18 protein-coding genes are annotated in these 16,368 nt (G+C 68.7%); 10 read left to right on the top strand and 8 right to left on the bottom strand.

Annotation, left to right across the window (positions count from 1 at the left end; all coding sequences use genetic code 11):
* Positions 1 to 272 precede the first annotated feature (272 nt).
* From AC07RV_RS05140 to AC07RV_RS05165, 6 genes are all read right to left on the bottom strand, one after another.
* Positions 273 to 497: a hypothetical protein gene (locus AC07RV_RS05140; RefSeq protein ID WP_296785982.1), complete on the bottom strand. Its 225-nt coding sequence runs from the start codon at positions 495 to 497 to the stop codon at positions 273 to 275.
* Between the two features lie 35 nt (positions 498 to 532).
* Positions 533 to 790, bottom strand: a complete 258-nt coding sequence (locus AC07RV_RS05145; RefSeq protein WP_492713586.1) for a DUF8617 domain-containing protein — start codon at positions 788 to 790, stop codon at positions 533 to 535.
* A gap of 123 nt (positions 791 to 913) precedes the next feature.
* Complete coding sequence (locus AC07RV_RS05150) at positions 914 to 1,672, bottom strand: sulfite exporter TauE/SafE family protein (RefSeq protein ID WP_296785985.1); 759 nt, start codon at positions 1,670 to 1,672, stop codon at positions 914 to 916.
* Positions 1,669 to 2,919, bottom strand: coding sequence for an MFS transporter (locus AC07RV_RS05155; protein WP_296785988.1), 1,251 nt, complete (start codon positions 2,917 to 2,919; stop codon positions 1,669 to 1,671). Before AC07RV_RS05155 ends, AC07RV_RS05150 begins: the two co-directional genes overlap by 4 nt.
* 77 nt (positions 2,920 to 2,996) lie before the next feature.
* Entirely contained in the window at positions 2,997 to 3,875 is an 879-nt protein-coding gene (locus tag AC07RV_RS05160) for a polysaccharide deacetylase family protein (protein ID WP_296785991.1), read from the bottom strand.
* A 25-nt stretch (positions 3,876 to 3,900) separates the two neighbouring features.
* A complete protein-coding gene (locus tag AC07RV_RS05165; RefSeq protein WP_296785994.1) occupies positions 3,901 to 4,605 on the bottom strand; it encodes a fumarylacetoacetate hydrolase family protein in 705 nt (234 codons plus the stop codon).
* 126 nt (positions 4,606 to 4,731) lie between these two features.
* Between AC07RV_RS05165 and AC07RV_RS05170 the strand changes: the two genes are divergently transcribed.
* Genes AC07RV_RS05170 through AC07RV_RS05190 form a run of 5 tightly spaced genes read left to right on the top strand, consistent with a single transcriptional unit; the run spans position 4,732 to position 9,100 of the window.
* Complete coding sequence (locus tag AC07RV_RS05170) at positions 4,732 to 5,709, top strand: AraC family transcriptional regulator (RefSeq protein WP_296785997.1); 978 nt, start codon at positions 4,732 to 4,734, stop codon at positions 5,707 to 5,709.
* A gap of 13 nt (positions 5,710 to 5,722) precedes the next feature.
* Positions 5,723 to 6,943: a helix-turn-helix domain-containing protein gene (locus tag AC07RV_RS05175; RefSeq protein ID WP_296785999.1), complete on the top strand. Its 1,221-nt coding sequence runs from the start codon at positions 5,723 to 5,725 to the stop codon at positions 6,941 to 6,943.
* A gap of 48 nt (positions 6,944 to 6,991) precedes the next feature.
* Entirely contained in the window at positions 6,992 to 7,654 is a 663-nt protein-coding gene (locus tag AC07RV_RS05180; protein ID WP_296786002.1) for a Vgb family protein, read from the top strand.
* Between the two features lie 29 nt (positions 7,655 to 7,683).
* Positions 7,684 to 8,454, top strand: coding sequence for a DUF899 domain-containing protein (locus AC07RV_RS05185; RefSeq protein WP_296786005.1), 771 nt, complete (start codon positions 7,684 to 7,686; stop codon positions 8,452 to 8,454).
* A gap of 22 nt (positions 8,455 to 8,476) precedes the next feature.
* Positions 8,477 to 9,100, top strand: a complete 624-nt coding sequence (locus AC07RV_RS05190) for a hypothetical protein (protein ID WP_296786007.1) — start codon at positions 8,477 to 8,479, stop codon at positions 9,098 to 9,100.
* A 56-nt stretch (positions 9,101 to 9,156) separates the two neighbouring features.
* Here AC07RV_RS05190 and AC07RV_RS05195 read toward each other — a convergent pair whose 3' ends face one another.
* Positions 9,157 to 10,386, bottom strand: coding sequence for a Rieske 2Fe-2S domain-containing protein (locus tag AC07RV_RS05195; RefSeq protein ID WP_296786009.1), 1,230 nt, complete (start codon positions 10,384 to 10,386; stop codon positions 9,157 to 9,159).
* Between the two features lie 156 nt (positions 10,387 to 10,542).
* The gene (locus AC07RV_RS05200) at positions 10,543 to 11,055 is read right to left on the bottom strand and encodes a MarR family winged helix-turn-helix transcriptional regulator (RefSeq protein WP_208513398.1); all 513 of its coding nucleotides are present in this window, start codon (positions 11,053 to 11,055) and stop codon (positions 10,543 to 10,545) included.
* A gap of 222 nt (positions 11,056 to 11,277) precedes the next feature.
* Between AC07RV_RS05200 and AC07RV_RS05205 the strand changes: the two genes are divergently transcribed.
* From AC07RV_RS05205 to AC07RV_RS05225, 5 genes are all read left to right on the top strand, one after another.
* Complete coding sequence (locus AC07RV_RS05205; RefSeq protein ID WP_296786016.1) at positions 11,278 to 12,246, top strand: Bug family tripartite tricarboxylate transporter substrate binding protein; 969 nt, start codon at positions 11,278 to 11,280, stop codon at positions 12,244 to 12,246.
* Positions 12,247 to 12,345: 99 nt separating this feature from the next.
* The gene (locus tag AC07RV_RS05210) at positions 12,346 to 12,915 is read left to right on the top strand and encodes a MarR family transcriptional regulator (protein WP_296786019.1); all 570 of its coding nucleotides are present in this window, start codon (positions 12,346 to 12,348) and stop codon (positions 12,913 to 12,915) included.
* A 33-nt stretch (positions 12,916 to 12,948) separates the two neighbouring features.
* On the top strand, positions 12,949 to 14,232 hold the full coding sequence (locus AC07RV_RS05215; RefSeq protein WP_296786023.1) for a Rieske 2Fe-2S domain-containing protein: 1,284 nt from the start codon (positions 12,949 to 12,951) through the stop codon (positions 14,230 to 14,232).
* Positions 14,233 to 14,314: 82 nt separating this feature from the next.
* On the top strand, positions 14,315 to 15,340 hold the full coding sequence (locus tag AC07RV_RS05220; RefSeq protein ID WP_296786026.1) for a Bug family tripartite tricarboxylate transporter substrate binding protein: 1,026 nt from the start codon (positions 14,315 to 14,317) through the stop codon (positions 15,338 to 15,340).
* Between the two features lie 45 nt (positions 15,341 to 15,385).
* On the top strand, positions 15,386 to 16,354 hold the full coding sequence (locus AC07RV_RS05225) for a PDR/VanB family oxidoreductase (protein ID WP_296786029.1): 969 nt from the start codon (positions 15,386 to 15,388) through the stop codon (positions 16,352 to 16,354).
* Positions 16,355 to 16,368 lie beyond the last annotated feature (14 nt).

Here is a 16,368-nt window from a genome sequence, read left to right on the forward strand (position 1 = left end):
TCGGCGGATCAACCGGCGTCTCCGTCTGCGGCGTATCCGAGCCCGACGTGGGTGGCGTCGTCACGGGCAGTATGGGAAACCCTCCACCGCCGCCTCCTCCACCTCCACACGCAGAAATCGACAGGGTAAGACAAACCGAAAGGGCGACCCGCCCTTTTCCATTCTTCGACATTGGAGCTCCTCAGGTTCTTATATGGGCTGACATTCGTCATCAGCTTCAAGGGGCGTGACCCCCTCGACATCATCTCAGAGTCGTTCCTGCCGTTTTCCGCTCAGTGGCGTGCTCGCAATGATCCAAGTTCGACCGCGATCGGCCCCGTGAGCGCCGCAGGCAGCAGGATCTTGCTTTCCTGCGCCACGAAGAAGTCGATGAGCACGATCGCCGCGCCCGCCGCGGCGCGGATCCGCTCGGCCGACTGGCGCGCGCGGCGCATGACGGCCGGAGTGTCGTAGGCCAGCAAACGACCGCCGCGCTTGACGATGTGGCCGTCGACCAAAGCGAATATCGTGGAACCCCTAAACCCAATTACTCTCAGTCATGCTCTCGAACATAAGTCACATAAGCCCCTCGATTGTTTTTTACATGAAATCTTCCGCAATCGGGGCATTCACACATGATCCTCCCCTTTCTATCAATGCTCTCAAAAAAGACTTCCTCATCTGAGATTTCCTTGCTCTCGATTTTCCTTCCTATCTCCTCGAGAGCAAGTTGCGGAAGAATCAAAAATTCCGCCTCACCCCATCCTGCATGATGAATTACACAGCCACACTCGCACTTCAAATTAGCCATTACTTCGCCTTTGGTCGACTAGCAGCCATTATTGAACTATCAGAAGTCATTGTGAGATCAGAGGACTAGGATAGATGTCTACCTCTTTCTGAGCGAGCCTTCCGAATCGTTACGGCTTGCACGTCAGCGCGCATTGAGAAAGAACGCCCCCGTCATCGCAAGCCCCGTCAGCACCACGAACCCACGCACCAGCTCCGGCCGCAGCCGCCGCGCGGCCGTGCCGCCCGCATAGCCGCCGGCCGTGGCGCCGAGCGCCATCCACAGCGCGTGGGTCCAGACGATCGCGCCGCTGGCCGCGTAGATCGCGACCGCCATCAGCGTGAGGATGGCCGAGACGAAGTTCTTGATGCCGTTCATGCGGCCCATGTCCGCATGCCCGAGCGCGCCGAGCACCGCGAGCAGCAGGATGCCGAGGCCACCGTTGAAGTAGCCGCCGTAGATCGCGACCGCCACGATGCCCAGGTCGGCGAGCCAGGCGCGCCCCGGCGTGGCGGCCGCGGTCCGGCGGCGCACCAGCGCGGGCCCGATCGCGAACAGCAAGGTCGCGGCCAGCAGCAGCCAGGGCACGATGCGGCCGAAGGCCTGGTTCGAGGTCGACAGCAGCAGCGCCGCACCGGCCGCGCCACCGAGCACCGAGAGCACGCCCAGCCGAAGCAGCGAGGGCGACATCGGCCCCGCGAGCTCGCGGCGCAGCGCCCAGGCCCCGGCCAGGTAGCCCGGCAGCAGCGCGGCGGTGCCGGTGGCATTGGCCGACACCAGCGGCACGCCGACCAGCGCCAGCGCCGGCAAGGTGAGGAAGCTGCCGCCGCCCGCCACCGCATTGAGCGCGCCGGCCAGCGCCGCGGCGCCGCCGAGCAGCGCCCATTCGAAGGCCGTGGTCACGGCTTGCGCGCCGGCAGCGACATGCGGTCGGTGCGCAGCAGCGCCGTCAGCACCACGCCCAGCGCCGCCAGCAGCGTGATCTGCAGCAACCCGGCCGAGCCCCAGCCCAGGCGCGCGGCGATGGCACCGATGACGTAGCCCGCGAAGGCGCCGGCGCCGTAGAGCGTGGTGACGAACACGCCGGTGGCGCGGTTGGTGAGCGCGGCCCGCACGGCCTTGATGTGGTAGCCGGCCAGGTTCACGTAGAGCACGCCGCTGACCACCAGGCCCCAGGCGAAGGACAGCGCGGACTGCACCCAGATGCCGGTGGGGCCCGAGAACAGCAGGAAGCCCAGCAGCCCGGTGCCGACGAAGCTCAGCGACAGCACCAGCTTGGGATGGAAGCGGTCGCCGAGCCAGCCGCCGAAGATGGAGGCGAACACGCCGAAGCCGAAGATGCTCATGACGCGGCCGGTGTCGGCCGGCGTGTAGTGCAGGTGCTCGCGCAGGAAGGTCGGGTACATGCCGAGGTAGCCGTAGATACACAGGCCGCCGATCACGCTCATCGCGGTCAGCAGCACGGTGTTGCGATTCCACATGCGCTCGGCGCCGCGCTGGTCGGCGCGCGTGTCGGCCGCGGCCACGTTCTCGGTCATGCGCCGGCCCACGGTGAGCGCGATCAGCGCCATGGCCGCGAAGCCCGCCACGCCGAACACCACCAGCGGCAACCGCCAGTCGCGCTCGGCACCGATCAGGTGGCCGCCGAGCAGCGGCCCGACGATCGCGCCGATGCCGAACGAGAAGTTGATCGCGCCCACGGCCGTGGCGCGGTAGCGCGCGAAGTGGCTGGCCGCGATGGCGATCACCACCGTGAGCTGCATCGCCTCGCCGATGCCGGTGGCGGCGCGGTAGGCAATCATGTCGGCGAAGCCGTGCGAGTAGGCCGTGAGCAGCGTGCCCAGCGAGAAGATGGCGATGCCGATCTGCAGCACGGTCTTGCGCGACAGCCGCGCCAGCAGGTAGCCGGTGGGCACGCCGGCCACCGCCATGCCGAGCGTGAAGATGGTCGACAGCAGGCCGGTGTCGGCCAGCCCGAAGCCGAACTCGCGGCGCACGTCGGCCGCGATCAGCGGAAAGATCTGCCGGTCCATCGCATTGAGCGCGTAGGACGCGAGCAGCACCAGGAACATGGCGATCTCGAGGCCGCTGATGGGCGCCTCGCGGCGCGCGTCGCCGGCCAGCGTCAGGGCCGAGGTGGTGGAATGCACGGTCTGTCTCCTTCTCGCCGGGGCGAGACTCTTGTTCTGGGAAAGGGAGCCCCGGCGCCGCGCGCCGAGGGCAAGTCTCAAGCGCCGTTGCGCGTCGCGAGATGCCAGTCGAGGATCTGCTCGCCGGTGAAGAAGCCGACGTCCTCGCGCTCGCGGATGTGCGCCAGCGCCTCGCGGAAATAGCGCAGCCGGTGCGGCGCGCCCATGATGTACGGATGCACCACCAGCGCCATCACGCGCGCCGAGTCCCTGGCGTCGGCGTAGAGCTGCTCGAACTGGTCGATGGCGCGGTCGCGGTACTCGCTGGCCTTGTGGTGCTGGATCAGCATCATCGCCACGTCGTTGCATTCCTGCGTGTAGGGCACGTTGACGATGTGGCCGCCGTTGCGCGTCTTCAGCTCCACCGGCTGGTCGTCGAGCACCCAGTCGCAGACGTACTCGTAGCCCTGCTCGGCCAGGATGTCGGGCGTGTGCCAGGTCTCGGTGAGGCCCGGCCCGAGCCACCCGCGCGGGCGCTTGCCGGTGTAGGCGCGGATCGCCTCGGTGGTCTTGGCGATGTCCTCGGCCTCGTCGGGCACCTTCTGCATGTTGCGCTGACCGAAGCCGTGGCCGATGAACTCCCAATCGCGCGCCTTCGCCGCCTTGGCGATCGGCTCGTAGGCCCCGATGGCCGAGCCGTTGATGGCGAGCGTGGCGGGAATGCCGAGCGCGTCGATCGCCTCGAGCATGCGCCAGAAGCCGACGCGGTTGCCGTACTCGTGCCAGGCCCAGTTCGGGATGTCGGGCATGGGCGAGCCACCGGCCGGCGGCGTCAGCACGGTGCGCGGCATGGTCTCGTCGATGTTCCATTCCTCGACGTTGACGATGACCCAGACGGCGAGCCGCTTGCCGCCGGGCAGCCGGCGGGCGGGACGGTCGGCGATGGCCGAATAGGCGATGCGTTCGAGCGGTTTCATGCGGTGTCTCCTTGGCCTTGTCGGTTCAGACGATCTCGACCTGCAGCGGCGCGAGCCCCTCGATGCGGCCCGTGAGCCGGTCGCCGCGCTGCACCGGGCCCACGCCCTCGGGCGTGCCGGTGAAGATCAGGTCGCCGGGCTGCAGGCGGTACTGCTTCGACAGCTCGCTGACGATCTCGTGCACGTTCCAGATCATCTTCTCGAGCACCGAATCCTGCCGCACGCTGCCGTTGACCGCGAGGTTCAGCGCGCCCGAGCGGATGTGGCCGACGCGCGCCACCGGGTGGATCGGGCCGCAGGGCGCCGAATGGTCGAAGGACTTGCCCTGCTCCCACGGCAGGCCGCGCTTGTTGCACTCGCGCTGGCGGTCGCGGCGCGTCATGTCGAGGCCGGCCGCGTAGCCGAACACATGGTCGAGCGCGGTGTCGGGCGAGACGTTCGATGCCTCGCTGCCGATCGCCACCACCAGCTCGAACTCGAACTGGAAGTCCTCGGTCAGCGTCGGATAGGGCACGCGGCCGTCGGTCACCACGGCATCGGCCGGCTTCTGGAAGAAGAACGGCGGATCGCGCTCGTCGCCCTCCTTCATCTCGCGGATGTGGGCCAGGTAGTTGCGGCCCACGCAGTAGACGCGGCGCACGGGGAACTGCCGGTCGCTGCCGACGATGTCGATGGAGATGGGGGCGACCTGGAGGGCGTCGGCGCCGCCGGTCGTCTGGCTGGGGGACATTGCGTGTTGTCTCTCTGGAAGGGTTGTGAAGGAGTGGCTAGAGTCTAGGAACGAGGCCCTTCGGCCTCAACGCACAGGCTTGCGCAAAGATATGCAATCCTTGCGATTCCTCGTGCCAGGCCCGCCATGCAACCAGCGCCCTCCCTCATCGACCCGCCCCTGCCGCGTTCCGGCGCCGCACGCCCCGCCATCGGCAACTACACCATGGCCACGCGGGCGCAGCGCGCCTACTTCGGCATCCACGACCAGACCAACATCCTGCCGAACCCGGTGCCGCACCGGCACGAGTACTTCCAGATCTACGTCAACACGCGCGGCGAGACCACGCACTACATCGGCGGCGGCCAGCGCCCGATCGGGCCCGGCACGGTGAGCTTCGTGCTGCCCTTCCTGGTCCACTACATCCCGAACGCGGCCGACGGCGTGTTCCACATCATCAACATCAGCAAGGACTACCTGCTGCCTTCGCTCGACCTCGACGTGTTCGAGCTGTCGGAGGTGCCGCTGGCGCGCGCGCCCGAGCTCGCGCCGTTCCGCTTCCAGCACTGCCTGGATTTCCGCTTCGACGCGGCCGAGACCGCGCAGCTGCAGGCGCTGTGCGAGCGCATGACGCAGGAGGCGCAGCGGCCCTCGGGCGAGGACACGGCCAGCCACCTGCTGATCCGCGGCCACCTGCTGAACCTGATCGGCATGGTGTGGCGGCGCTACGGCGAGGACTTCCGCCATTGCGAGGCCCAGGGCCTGGTGCTGCAGTCGTACAAGCAGGCGGTGCTGCGCTGCATCCGCTACATCACGCAGAACCTGGCGCAGGAGCTGACCCTGGGCGACGCGGCGCAGGCCAGCCACGTGTCGGCCACCCACCTGGCGCATCTGCTCAAGAGCGAGACCGGCAAGACCTTCCTCGAGATCGTGACCGAGCGGCGCATCGACCGCGCCAAGACGCTGCTGGTCTTCACCTCGGCCTCGGCGGCCGAGATCGGCGAGAGCACGGGCTTCGCCGAGCCGGCCCACTTCGCGCGCCGGTTCCGGCAGGTGGTGGGCACCACGCCCTCGGCTTACCGGCGCCAGTACCAGGGCGTGGGCGCGCGGACCTGGATCGAATAGCGGCGCCGCTTCGATGGACTCCCTGATCGCCGCCGCCGCGCGCGCGCTGGCCGCGGGCGATGCGCTCGGCGCGCTCAAGCGGGTCGCGTTGCGCGACGATCCGCCGGCGCTGGCGCTGCGCGGCATCGCCATGGCCCAGCTCGGCGACCATGCGCGTGCCCGCGAACTGCTGCGACGTGCCGCGCGCGGCTTCGGCGCGCACGAGGCGCTGGCACGCGCGCGCTGCGTGGTCGCCGAGGCCGAGGTGGCGCTGGCGATGCGCGACCTCGGCGGCTCGCCGCGCGCGTTGCTGGCGGCGGCCGCCACGCTCGAGGCGCATGCCGACCCCGCCAACGCGCTGCAGGCCTGGCTGATCGCGGCGCGGCGATCGCTGCTGCTCGGGCGGCTCGACGAGGCGCGCGACGCGCTGGCCCATCTCGACGGCCAGGGCCTGCCGGCTTCGCTCGCGGCCGTGGCCGAGCTCGCCACCGCCGAGCTGGCGCTGCGTTCCCTGCACACCGCGCCGGCGCGCGAAGCCCTGGCCCGTGCGCGCATCGCCGCCGAGCATGCGGGCGTGCCGGCCCTGCTGGCCGAGGTGGTCGACACGCGCGCCGCGCTCGACCGGCCCGCGGCGCGGCAACGCTTTGCCGGTGGCGAACGGATGCTGCGGCTCGACGAGGTCGAGGCGCTGCTCGACTCGGGCACGCTGGTGGTCGATGCCTGCCGTCGCGGCGTGGGCGCGGGCACGACCTGGCGTGCGCTGGCACGCCGCCCGGTGCTGTTCGCGCTCGCCCTCGCGCTGGCCGAAGCCTGGCCCGGCGACGTCGATCGCGAGGCGCTGATCGCGCAGGTGTTCCGCACGCGCGACCCCGACGAGACCCACCGCGCGCGCCTGCGCGTCGAGATCGGCCGGCTGCGCGCGCTCGTCAAGCCGCTGGCGCGCATCGAGGCCAGCGCGCGCGGCTTCGTGCTGCGGCCGCACGACAAACGGCCCGTCTCGGTGCTGGCGCCACCGATCGCCGGCGAGCAGGCCGCGCTGCTCGCGCTGCTGTCCGACGGCGCCGCCTGGTCGACCTCGGCGCTGGCGCTCGCGCTCGACGCCAGCCAGCGCACCGTGCAGCGCGCGCTGGCCGAGCTCGAGGCCGAGGGCCGCGTGCGCGCCATCGGCCAGACCCGCGCGCGGCGTTGGCTGGCGCCGCCGCTGGCCGGTTTCACGACGATCTTGTTACTCCCCTCCACGCTCGCGATTGCATAGAGTTGTCTCCAAGGCGCCGATGTCCGGTGCCCTCCCAAGGAGCCAACCATGACAGCCAAGACCATCCACGACAGTTCCAGGGCCCGGGCAGCCGAGATCGTGCGCGAGTACGGGCCCTTCGCGGGCGCCACCCAGGTGCACGGCGTGACCCACGACGGCCAGCGCGTCTGGGCCGCCACCGGCGAGAAGCTGGTGGCCTTCGACCCCGACAGCGGCGAGACCACGAAGGCGCTGGACCGCACCTGCGATGCCGGCACGGCCTTCGACGGCACGCACCTCTACCAGATCGCCGAGGCCCGCATCGACAAGATCGATCCCACCACCGGCCAGGTGCTGGCCTCGATCCCCGCGCCCGGCCAGGGCAGCGACTCGGGCCTCACCTGGGCCGAGGGCAGCCTGTGGGTGGGCCAGTACCGCGACCGCAAGATCCACGAGATCGATCCCGCGACCGGCGCCGTGCGCCGCACCATCGAGTGCAACCGCTTCGTCACCGGCGTGACCTGGGTCGACGGCGAACTGTGGCACGGCACCTGGGAGGCCGAGGAGAGCGACATCCGCCGCATCGACCCGCGCAGCGGCGAGGTGCTCGAGCGGCTCGAGATGCCGCGCGGCACCGGCGTCAGCGGGCTCGAGTCCGATGGTGCGGGCCTCTTCTATTGCGGCGGCGGCCCTAGCGGCAAGGTCCGCGCGGTGCGCCGGCCCGCGCACTGATCCACCGAACCTCACGCAAGGAGCATCCGATGAATGCAACGACCACCGAAGCAGGCACGGCGCACCACGCCGTCGTCTCCAGGACGCAATGGACCGAGGCGCGCCGCGCCCTGCTGGAACGCGAGAAGGAACTCACGCGGCTGGGCGACCAGATCGCGCGCGAACGCCGCGCCCTGCCCTGGGTGCGCGTCGAGAAGGACTACGTCTTCGACACGCCCGACGGCCCGCGCGCGCTGGCCGACCTGTTCGAGGGCCGCAGCCAACTGCTGGTGCAGCACTTCATGTTCGCGCCGGGCTGGGAACAGGGCTGCCCGAGCTGCTCGTACATGGCCGACCACAACGACGGCGCCGCCCCGCACCTGGCCGCGCGCGACGTCACGCTGCTCGTGGTCTCGCGCAACGCACTGCCGGAGATCGAGCGCTTTCGCGAACGCATGGGCTGGCGGTTCAAGTGGGTCTCGTCGGCGCGCAACGACTTCAACCACGACTTCCACGTCAGCTTCACGCCCGAGGAATTCGCGAGCGGCTCGGTCTACTACAACTTCGCCATGCAGCCCTTTCCGCAGGCCGAGGCGCCGGGCATCAGCGTGTTCCACAAGGGCGAGTCGGGCCAGGTGTTCCACACCTACTCGCGCTATGGCCGCGGCGTGGAAGTGATGATGGGCGCCTATCCGCTGATCGACCTCGTGCCCAAGGGGCGCGACGAGGAAGGGCTCGAGCACACGATGGCATGGGTGCGGCATCACGATCGCTACGAGGAGCGGCCGGCGGCGCATGCATGCTGCGGATCGCGCGGCTGAGACCCGGCGCGAGGCATGTTCCATGACCGCGCTCTGGCCCTGGCTGGCGATCGCGGGACTCGGCGCCTTCCATGGGCTGAGTCCGGCCAACGGCTGGATGTTTGCCGCGGCCTGGGGCGTGCAGGCGCGTGACGATGGCAGGGTACGGCGCGCGCTGCTGCCGATCGCCGTCGGGCATTTCGCGTCGGTCGCGATCGTGGCCTTGGTCGTCGCGCAGGGGCTGTGGCTGGACCGTGCGCTGGTGCAGGTGCTGGCTGGTGCGCTGCTTCTCTTCGCAGCGGCCTACCGGTTGCTGCGCGGTGGTCGCTCCACCATCGGCTTGCGGGCCGGCCATGCAGGCCTCGCGGGCTGGTCCTTCGCGATGGCGACCGCGCATGGCGCCGGACTCATGCTGGTGCCCGCGCTCGTGCCGCTGTGCCTCACCAACGATCCCGCGCGGGCCATCACCGCATCGGGCTCGATGGCGCTGGCGCTCGCCGCGGTCGCGGTGCACACGGCGGCGATGTTGCTGGCCACGGGGCTGATAGCGACCGGCGTGTGCCGCGGCATCGCGCGGCATCCACGGCTGCTCGAGAGGCGGGCGTTGCGACTGGGCTGGACCGTGGCGCTGGCGGCGGCCGGTCTGCTGTTGATCGCGACGCGCTAGCCAGCGCGAGATTCCGCATCGTTCGGGGGCGGAGCCATGGTCCGCGCCATCGGAGCTCACTCGAAGTAGTTGCCCGCCCGCACGATCACTCGCTGCGACTCGGGCCCGGTCCCCTCGGGAACGGCGCCTTCCTGGATCGCGCGGATCTGCCGGGTCAGGAGCCGCCTCAGCATCACGACGCCCTTGTCGCTCGTCGCGAGGTGCTCGTCGCTGTGGGCGGGGATGCTCCCCTGGCTGGACTGCGCTTCATAGTCGTCGGGAAACTGCTTGTGCTCCTGCTCGCTCATCTCCCACCACGTCTTGCCCTCGTGCGTCGCCATCCGCGAGCGGCGTGAATAGAGCGGTTCCTCGTTCTTCGGCACCCTGGCCACGCCGAACGAGCGGTGGTGATGGCTGTCGACGGGAACCAGCCACGCCACCTCGCGGCCCTTGCCGGGCGTGAGCTCGATCGAGGGAACGATGCGCACGTTCGGCAGAAGGGTTTGCGTGATGCGCGTGAGCACGCCCGACTCGGTCTTGCGGACCGAGCGATACATCACGCCGTGGTCACACAGTTCCCACTCGACATTCGGCATGACGGCCATCTGCTGCCTGAACTGCACGCCGCTGAAGCGGGAATGCAGGATCACGACATGGAAGGGATCCATCACGTTCTCGAAGTTCTGCAGCCAGCTGTAGGGCGCGACGGGGTTCTCGGCCGTCGTGCCGCCGCCGATGTAGAAGCTCTTGTCCTCCTGCTGCAGCTCCTCGTCCGGCCCCAGTTCCTCCAGGACGTCATAGTGCGGCAGCGGGGGCATCGCATCGAGCGGCCCCAGGTAGGCGAACACCAGGCCGTAGCGCTCTTCCACCGGATACCAGGGCTGCCGGCACTTGTCGCGATGCTGCCCGCCGCCGGGCTCGCACGGCTGCTCGACGCATGCGCCGTCGACGGCGAACAGCCACCCGTGATAGCAGCAGCGGATCCCTTCGGCCTCGACCTTGCCGTAGTACAGCGAGCTGCCACGGTGCGCGCAATGCTCGTGCAGCAATCCCGCGCGACCCTTGCCATCGCGAAAGAGGATCAGGTCCTCCCCGAGGATCCGCACCTTCGCCGGATCGCTCGTGACCTTGGCCGAGATGCCGACCGGATGCCAGTAGCGGCGCATCAGCTCCCCGCACGGCGTTCCCGGTTCCACCAAGGTCAGGAAGTCGTCGGAACGCCCGGGCTGCTTGCCATAGCCACCGCCCTGCTGGCGCTTGCCGAGAAACACGATCGGTTGCTGACGAGGAGACGCGGTGTCGTTCATGGATGAGGGCTTGCGAAGTGGACGCTGGCGACATTGCCTCGACCCCGTCATCGGGATCAATTAATTGCATTATGCAAATGATTATGTCGCCTCGCAAGTCGGCTCATGCCCGCGAGAAACGATGCGTCGTGCCCGCATGACGCGAGCGCGGGCCCTTCAATCGTCTTCGCCTTGCCTCGTGGCCAGCACGCCTTGCGCGAGCGCCGCCACCTGCGCATCGATGCGTTCCAGGATGCTCTCGAGGCTGCGCACTTCCTGGCTGGTCAGCCCCGCGCGCAGGAAGAATTCGTTGGTCATGGCGCCCTGCTCGATCTCGTCGTAGGTCGAGCGGCCCTGCGGGGTCAGTTGAAGGCTGGCGCGCCTGCGGTCGGCGGGGTCCGCTTCGCGCGTGATCAAGCCCCGCTTCACCAGCAGATCGATGGAGCGCACCACCCGATAGGGATCCGAGGAGGTCTTGGCGCCCAGTTCGCCCGCCGAAAGAGGCCCATAGCGAGCGATCACGGCCAACGAGCGCCAGGCCGGCATCGTGAGCTGGTGCTGTTCGACGTACTTGGCGGCCATCACCGCGCCGACGCGAGAGGCCACCAGGCCGAAACGGTAGGAGATCCAGTTCTCCAGGGGAAGCTTCTTCTTTGAGGCCATGACTGCCAGCGCGAGCTGCTTGAGCAAGGGTTTCCGAGGATAGCGCAGCGATCCGGTCGAGCGCGGTCGCCCAGGACCGCATCGCCCATCTCTCCGGGGATGCCAAACACCGATTGCAGGCTCGGTTTTTTATTTTCATAATGCAAGTATCAAGGCGCGGTTTCGGGCCGAGACGGACCGGGACCGGATGCTTGGATGGATGGCGCCTTGCCGAGCAAGAGACAGAACATTCACAGGAGACAGACCCCCATGAAATACAGAAGCCGCTCCGCGCTCTTCCTGCTGCCGCTGGCGTTCGGCCCCTGGGCAGCCCGCGCGCAGGACCCATGGCCCAACCATCCGGTCCGGCTGATCATTCCCTTTCCGCCAGGAGGATCCACCGACTCGCAGGGCCGACTGGTCGGCCAGCACCTCGGCGAACTCTGGAGACAGCCGGTCATCGCGGACAACAGGCCGGGTGCCGGGACCGTGCTGGCAACCAACACGGTGGCGAAGGCACAGCCCGACGGCTACACCCTCGGGATCGTGGTGTCCTCGCACGCCATCAATCCCACGCTGCGCCCGAACCTTCCCTACGACACCCTCAAGGATCTGCTGCCGATCTCGGAGATCGGCGTGCAGCACATCATCCTCGTGGCCAATCCATCGCTGCCGGCCAACAACCTGCAGGAGGTGCTCGAACTCGCGCGCAAGGACCCCGGCAAGCTCAGCTATGCCAGTCCCGGCAGCGGCACGGCGCATCACCTCGTCATGGAGCTTCTCAAGTCCAGGACCGGCGTCAACATCGTGCATGTCCCCTACCGCGGAGGCGCTCCCGCGCAGCAGGACGTGATGGGCGGCCAGGTGCCCCTGCTGATGGACACGTACTACGCCAGCGAGGCGCTCATCAAGGCCGGCAAGCTCAAGCCGATCGCCCTGTTCAGCCCGAAGCGGCCAGCCAGCCTGCCCGACATTCCCGTGGTCGCGGAGACGGTTCCCGATGTCTCGGCCACCAGCAGCGTCGGCCTGGTCGCGCCCGCGGGCACGCCCTCCGCCGTCATCGCCAGGATCAGTTCCGACATCGCGCGATCCGTGCGAACAAAGGCCTTCGCCGACCGCCTGCTGACGATGGGCCTCGACCCCGTGGGCTCCTCGCCGCAGGAGTACGACCAGCGGATCCGCGGCGACATCCTCAAGTGGGCGCCCGTGATCAAGGCGACCGGGGCCACCGCCGACTGAGCAGCGCCAACGCGTGCATCGGGGGCCTTCCGAATCAATTGTTGACACATCAACGTTGATAGATCAACAATTAGCGTTTCGCAAGCTTCCGAACTCACCATGCCGGCCAAGAAAACGCCCTCAGCACCTCGGCGCGCCCAGCGCGCCAGCCCTCCCGCCAAGACGCAGGAGCGCAGACACGACGGCCATGACCCCGTCGTGGGACGCCCGGTGCCCGGGCTCGCCACCGACTTCATCGGCTGGCTGGTCACGAGCCTGTCCGTGCGGTTGAGCCGCAGCGCTTCGAGCTACTACATGCAGCGCTGGGACATCGGGACCACCGAATACCGGCTGCTGCTGGCGCTGGGCGTCGAGCACGAATGCAGCGCCGCGTTCGTGGCCGCCGCCGCCGATGTCGACAAGGCCGCGGCCAGCCGAAGCCTCCAGGTCCTGAGCCAGCAGGGCCTGGTCGTTCTCGCCCGGCATGGGCGGGAGATGACGATCAGCCTGACCGAAACCGGGCGCTCGCTCTCGCAGGAGCTCTACAGCACCTCGCTGCAGCGCGAGACGCGCCTGACCCACGGCATGAGCGCGGCGCAGGTCAAGCGATTGCGCGCGGACCTGCACCAGTTGATCGAGAACCTGCCGCGCATGGGCGACGACAGCCTCGACGCCGATCCCGCGGACTGACTTCCTCCATTCCAAGACAACCCCACGCGAACCATGCTCAGCAAAGAAAACAACGACCTCCTGACCCGCACCGGCCCCGACACCCCCATGGGCCAACTGATGCGCTGCTTCTGGACACCGGCCATGACCGAGGCCGAAGTGCCGGCCGCCGACGAGGCGCCGGTGCGCCTGCAACTGCTCGGCGAAGCACTCGTGGTGTTCCGCGACACCGAAGGCCGGGTCGGCGTGCTCGACCAGCACTGCCCGCACCGCGGCGCCAGCCTCTTCTTCGGACGCAACGAGGAAGGCGGCGTTCGCTGCGTCTACCACGGCTGGAAATTCGGCGTCGATGGCGAGTGCCTCGACATGCCGACCGAAGCATCCGACAGCCCCATGCGATGCAAGGTGCGCGCGCGCGCCTACCCGGCGCGCATCGCCGGCGGCGTGCTCTGGGTCTACATGGGCGAGCCCGACAAGATGCCGCCGCTGCCCGACTTCGAATGGCTCGGGCTGCCTTCCTCGCACGTCTACGTCTCGCGCTGGGAACAGGATTGCAACTATGCGCAGGCCATGGAGGGAGAGCTCGACAGCGCGCACGTGGGCTTCCTGCACAGCCTCGTCGACAAGACCCACGACGACGACCGCGCGCTGACGGGGCGCTTCTTCAAGAACGACAAGGCGCCGCTGTGGAAGATCGTGCCGACGCCTTCCGGCTTCCTGGCCTGCAATGGCCGTCGCGTCGACGAGAGCCAGCGCTACTGGCGCGTGAACCAGTTCCTGCTGCCGTTCTACACGATGATTCCGCCGCACCCCGCCGAAGCCCGGCTGGTGCGCATGTGGGTGCCGATGAACGACGAGCGCTGCTGGGTGCTGTGCGCCACCTTCCGGCCGGACCGTCCGCTGGAGGAGAAGGAACTCACGGCCTGGCGCAACGGCGACTACGCGCACCGCCGGGTGATTCCCGGCACCACGCGTCCCACCGAGCGGCTGGACAACGACTACCTGATCGATCGGCAGCAGCAGAAGACCGTCTCCTTCACGGGCATCGCGGGCATCCGCGCGCAGGACGCGATGGTGTCGGAGTCGGCGGGTCCCATCGTGGACCGCACCCGCGAGCACCTGGGGAGCAGCGACCGTGCCGTGGTCGCGATGCGCCGCTCGCTCATGGAGGCAGCGCGCGCCTGCGTGGACGGCCAGCGGCCCGTCGGACCCGACCACCCGTACCTCTACGGCGTTCGCGCCACCCAGACGGTTCTGCCCGAAAGCCTCGACCCCACCGAGTCCGACGAGCTCATGGGCACCGCGCGCCCCAAGGATCTGCCAGCCGCCTCGACCTGAGCCAGTTGCAAACAACGGCAGCACAAGAGGCGTCCACGCCCCGCTGCCCCTCCCCTTCATGCAAGACATCAGGAGACCCACGATGAAATCCCCCCATTCCCGACCCGGCGCGCGAGCGCTGACCCGTTCCATTGTTCTGGCCGGCCTCTTCAGCCTCGGCCTCGCGCAGAGCCAGGCGGCCGAGACCGATTACCCCAGGCAGCCGGTGAGCATCATCGTGCCCTTCGCGCCCGGCGGCAGCCTCGATGCGACGGCGCGCGTCATCGCCGAGAAGCTGCGCGACCTGCTCGGCCAGCCGGTGCTGGTGGTGAACCGCCCCGGCGCCGGCAGTGCCGTGGGAGCGCGCTACGTCGCCCAGGCCAAGCCGGACGGATACACGCTGTTCATCGCCTCCGGTTCGGCCTTCGGCTTCCTGAACCTGATCGTTCCGAACTTCGAATACCAGCTGAAGGACTATGCCCCGCTGGGCGGCGTGGCCGTCTACACCTCGCTGTTCGCGACCAATGCGTCGGTGCAGGCCAAGACCCTGCCCGAACTGGTGAAGTTGTCGCGCGAAAGGCCCGGCGGCCTGAGCTTCTGCACGACGGGCGTGAGCGGGCTGAACCACCTCCAGCTCGAGATGTTCAAGGGCCTGGTCAAGGCGAAGACCGGGACCGCGCTCAACGTGATCCACGTGCCCTACAACGGCGTGGCACCCGCGCTCACCGCGTTGAAGGCCGGCGAGGTGCAGGCCTGCGCGCTGCCCTACAGCACCATCGTGCGCAACTTCGAGGGCAACGGCATCCACAACATCGCGGTGCAGCGCCATGAACGGCTCAAGGCCATGCCCCAGGTCGGCACGACGGGCGAACAGGGCTACGCGGAGATGGACGACAACGAGCAGCTCGTGACCCTGTCGGCGCCCGCGGGCACGCCGGCACCGGTGATCGCCAAGCTCGAGTCCGCGCTGCAGACCACGATGAAGGACCCCGAGATCGTGAAGAAGCTCAACGACCTCGACGTGCAGCCCACCTTCGTGGGCTCGGCCGAGGCGCGCAAGTGGCTCGAGAAGGACGTCACCAAGTTCAGCAAGGTGATCAAGGCAGCCGGCCTGGCCGTGCAGCAGTAACGAGGAAGGATGACGAGGCCGCATCCGATGCGGCCTCGAACGGACATGCAGCAAACGACCACCGACACCCCCTCGCAGGCCGACGAGCTCCTGCGAGTTCAGGTGAGCGCCATGCGCCTGGAATCGCCCGACGTGCTCAGCATGGAGCTGAGCGGCGTCGATGGCCTGGAACTCCCCCCGGCGTCACCGGGCGCCCACGTCGACGTGCGCCTGCGCGACGGACTGACCCGCCCGTACTCCGTCGTGCGTGGCGACGAAGGCATCTACGTGCTGGCCGTGAAGCGCGAGCCATCCGGCCAGGGTGGCTCCGCCCATGTGCACGAGCGTCTTCGTGTCGGCGACCTGATCCGGGTCTCGGCGCCGCGCAATCATTTCGCCCTGGCCGACGACACGGGTCCCGCCGTGCTGATCGCGGGAGGCATCGGCATCACGCCGCTGCTTCCGATGGCGCGTGCGCTCGAGCGCGTGGGCCGCTCCTGGCGCCTGCACTATGCCGCGCGCGGCACCGCGGCGGCCCCTTTCGTGCGCGAGCTTCGACAGCTGGGCGACCGGGTCTGCCTGCACGACAGCGAGACCGCCGGACGCCTCGACCTGGCCGCGCTGGTGGCAAAGGCGGAGCCCGGAGCCCATTTCTATTGCTGCGGTCCCGCGGGTATGCTGGATGCCTTCGCCGAGGCAACGCGGGATCTCGATCCGGCGCGCGTGCACATGGAACGCTTCGGTGCCGCCGCTCCGCCCGCGGATGCGGGCAGCTTCGAGGTCCGGCTCGCGAAGAGCAATCGACGCGTGCTCGTGAAACCGGACATGAGCACCCTCGACGCATTGCTCGAGGCCGGCGTGGACGTGGATTACTCGTGCCGACAAGGCATCTGCGGCGCCTGCGAGGTCCGCGTGCTCGAGGGCGTGCCGGACCACCGCGACGAGATCCTGACCGAAGCAGAACGGGCGAGCCACAAGACGATGATGGTGTGCTGCTCCCGCGCCTGCAGCCCGGCCTTGGTGCTCGATCTCTAGGAGTCTGCACGGCT

Source organism: Variovorax sp. GW821-FHT09B01, assembly GCF_059418345.1.

Excerpts from the sequence above, each read along its gene's own strand:
- AC07RV_RS05215 (WP_296786023.1), top strand. The coding sequence starts at position 12,949 with ATGCTCAGCAAAGAAAACAACGACCTCCTGACCCGCACCGGCCCCGAC.
- AC07RV_RS05170 (WP_296785997.1), top strand. The coding sequence starts at position 4,732 with ATGCAACCAGCGCCCTCCCTCATCGACCCGCCCCTGCCGCGTTCCGGC.
- AC07RV_RS05210 (WP_296786019.1), top strand. The coding sequence starts at position 12,346 with ATGCCGGCCAAGAAAACGCCCTCAGCACCTCGGCGCGCCCAGCGCGCC.
- AC07RV_RS05205 (WP_296786016.1), top strand. The coding sequence starts at position 11,278 with ATGAAATACAGAAGCCGCTCCGCGCTCTTCCTGCTGCCGCTGGCGTTC.
- AC07RV_RS05190 (WP_296786007.1), top strand. The coding sequence starts at position 8,477 with ATGACCGCGCTCTGGCCCTGGCTGGCGATCGCGGGACTCGGCGCCTTC.
- AC07RV_RS05185 (WP_296786005.1), top strand. The coding sequence starts at position 7,684 with ATGAATGCAACGACCACCGAAGCAGGCACGGCGCACCACGCCGTCGTC.
- AC07RV_RS05145 (WP_492713586.1), bottom strand. The coding sequence starts at position 790 with ATGGCTAATTTGAAGTGCGAGTGTGGCTGTGTAATTCATCATGCAGGA.
- AC07RV_RS05220 (WP_296786026.1), top strand. The coding sequence starts at position 14,315 with ATGAAATCCCCCCATTCCCGACCCGGCGCGCGAGCGCTGACCCGTTCC.
- AC07RV_RS05180 (WP_296786002.1), top strand. The coding sequence starts at position 6,992 with ATGACAGCCAAGACCATCCACGACAGTTCCAGGGCCCGGGCAGCCGAG.
- AC07RV_RS05160 (WP_296785991.1), bottom strand. The coding sequence starts at position 3,875 with ATGAAACCGCTCGAACGCATCGCCTATTCGGCCATCGCCGACCGTCCC.
- AC07RV_RS05225 (WP_296786029.1), top strand. The coding sequence starts at position 15,386 with ATGCAGCAAACGACCACCGACACCCCCTCGCAGGCCGACGAGCTCCTG.
- AC07RV_RS05195 (WP_296786009.1), bottom strand. The coding sequence starts at position 10,386 with ATGAACGACACCGCGTCTCCTCGTCAGCAACCGATCGTGTTTCTCGGC.
- AC07RV_RS05165 (WP_296785994.1), bottom strand. The coding sequence starts at position 4,605 with ATGTCCCCCAGCCAGACGACCGGCGGCGCCGACGCCCTCCAGGTCGCC.
- AC07RV_RS05175 (WP_296785999.1), top strand. The coding sequence starts at position 5,723 with ATGGACTCCCTGATCGCCGCCGCCGCGCGCGCGCTGGCCGCGGGCGAT.